Raw genomic sequence first — 2,465 nt, forward strand, 5'->3', positions numbered from 1 at the left:
TGGTTGGCAATGGCTGATCGCGGAGTCGCTGATCAGGAACTTTTTCTCCGCAATCCGGGACGGCGCTATCCGCTTCAGCGTCATCTCACCACTCGAGCAGAACATCGAGATCGACGCTACAACGGTTTTCGATCTCTTCAAGAATCCTCTCATCCACGCCGCAGCGGAGAGCACAGGAACTTCGGACGACCTGGCATTCAGTGCAGCGATGCTCGACGCACTCTGCTCGGATGCTTCTTCGGTAGACAAGTACGAAGCCCCCGATTCCGGGAATTTCACGCTGACTCTGCTTCAGCACGAAGGGCTTCCACGGCGGGTCGGAATTCTACGAAACGGGATGTACATTGCTGACAACCTCAGTCACTTTGGGCACCCACTTCGTCGTTTCTCGCTGTCGAGAGACTTTGTCGCGGTCCTTCAGCCGGACGATCGCGATACGAGCGCCCGTGTTCGCGACATGGAGAATCCGCGCCACGACGAGATCTCCGCCGACCGCATTGATGACGAAAGGCTTCGCAAGAAGCTCAAGGCCGCGTTCAAGAAGGTCGGGAACTGGATACGCCAGTTCATCAAGGACTCGACGACAGCGGCTGCCGAGTCAGACGTGCTTCTTGACGAGATGAATCAGTTCTTCGCCAGCACGGGTGGAGAGCGGCCGATTGCCGATCCCAATACCATGGACGAGAACCCGGAACGCCCCACTGTGACGAAGAAACTCACGAGACAGCCACCGGCGATAGGTCAGGGCGACAGTGGAGAATCCGGGTCCTCTGGAGGCCAGAAGCCTGGCTCCAAGGGATCGGGTGCCACCACCGGTGACCGGAAGGGTCCTGGTCGAGGCACGACTGGCGGTCGCGGCGGTCGCAGTATTGCGTACACCAACCTTCGAAATTCAGTTTCCGATGGAGGCACCACTCGGCTACTCTCATTCACGCCAGAGGCCTCGGCAGAAGTAGTTCTAGAGCTATCTGCAATTGGAGTAGTTTCAGATGAAGCGCTGACGATCATCGGATTGGATGACGCTCCCTCCTCCCACTCACCAAGGATCAGTGCGGTGGCAGGTACACGGATGTCCATCAAGATCAAGCTCTCGCGACCCTATCTCGGTCCGATCTCGGTCGTTCTCAGCCCCATCAAGGGAGAACAAGATGCGCATTAAGGACAGCGCACGTTTTCCCCACCCCGTGCTTTCCAATCAGACGCTGGACTACGGAGTCCTTTCGCTTACAGCTGAGCTGGAAATCGAAGAGCATCCCGATACGGGAAGCCTCTTCATTACCGGCAAGCTTGGTATCGAGGACTCTAATGTTCTTGAGCTGGTACAGTGCGGCGAAGCCAGCGCAGGAATTATGTTGACCTGTCGTGACACCTACTACGATGACCTCCACATTACGGGGCTGGACCAGTTCCGACTTGATCTCTCCGACGGGAAGCTGCGTGGGCGAACCAACATCCGCGGCGTCGTCGTCGCTGTAGCAGACAAACTTGCGCTCACGTCACCGTCCATCAATGATGAGTTCCCGGTGGACTCCCGCTGCGCCAATGCTGGCGACGTTATCGCCGTCACGGAGGAGTTCCCTTATGAGGTTGGTTTGGAGAAGCTTGCTCCCCTGGAGTCCATCTTCCACCTCAAGCTCATGGCCGACGTTCCAGAAGGCGAGTTCCGCATCAACCTTGACAGCGAGTCCATCGATATTCTAGCGAGCTCCGAGCTCCACGGCGTGTTGTCCATCGTTCGTGACAACCGAGCAAGGGATGTACTGCTGTCTGCGCTATACCTGCCCACCCTCATGTACGTTCTTGACGCGATGAGGGAAGTTGGTCAGCACGAGGGGCGACGATGGCATACAGTCATGAGCGCTCGTTGCACTGCTGATGGAATCGACATCGTGACCTGCGACCTTGCTCAGGCGGCCCAGCACCTGCTGGATCGACCTCTGCAAGCCCTAGGCAAGGTCCTTGAAGGAGTGAACGCGTGAAGAAGCTGCTATACGTCGGCGAGCAGGTCGCCATCGACCTTCGCGGCTCAGTTGCTGACAACCTGGACCGCTACCGGAGCGGTGACTTTCTCGACATGGAGTCAGCGGGAAACTGGCGGATTCCTCTCTCCGTGAGTGCGGATCTGTCCGAGTTGTCCACGCTAAGCACCGACGGTTCCCCTGCCAGCGAGATCGAGAACTCACTGATCGTTGGTCACGCACTTGGCCATCTATCTCCAAGCGTCGCGCGTGAGAACCGACTGTGGGTCCGGATGAGTCATGTCGAAGGCTTGACCTACTCACGCGCGAGATGGATCTCTGACAGCTCGACGGATGAGAAGTCCACAGCCGATATCATCAAGCACTTCTTTGCTCCGACGCTTACAGCCTGCCKGGATGACCACGCAATTTCACGCCTTTGGTGGAACTACCACATTGCGCGCCACATCGACGCAGCGAACGTCGGATCCGTTCTTGGACGAATAC

The 2,465-nt window shown here is 57.5% G+C and carries 3 protein-coding genes; all 3 read left to right on the forward strand.

Translation table 11 applies throughout. The annotated features are described in order from the left end of the window. On the forward strand, positions 1-1,159 hold a 1,159-nt coding region (locus AC1DQP_RS19420; RefSeq protein ID WP_478052291.1), incomplete at its 5' end, for a hypothetical protein. Then, a complete protein-coding gene (locus AC1DQP_RS19425) occupies positions 1,149-1,979 on the forward strand; it encodes a hypothetical protein (protein WP_457320976.1) in 831 nt (276 codons plus the stop codon). The genes AC1DQP_RS19420 and AC1DQP_RS19425, both read left to right, overlap by 11 nt. Beyond that, on the forward strand, positions 1,976-2,465 hold a 490-nt coding region (locus tag AC1DQP_RS19430), incomplete at its 3' end, for a DUF6339 family protein (protein ID WP_478052292.1). The genes AC1DQP_RS19425 and AC1DQP_RS19430, both read left to right, overlap by 4 nt.

It is taken from the genome of Stenotrophomonas sp. P5_A8 (assembly GCF_056400545.1).

Coding starts and splice junctions, on each gene's coding strand:
- AC1DQP_RS19425 (WP_457320976.1), top strand. CDS start 1,149: ATGCGCATTAAGGACAGCGCACGTTTTCCCCACCCCGTGCTTTCCAAT.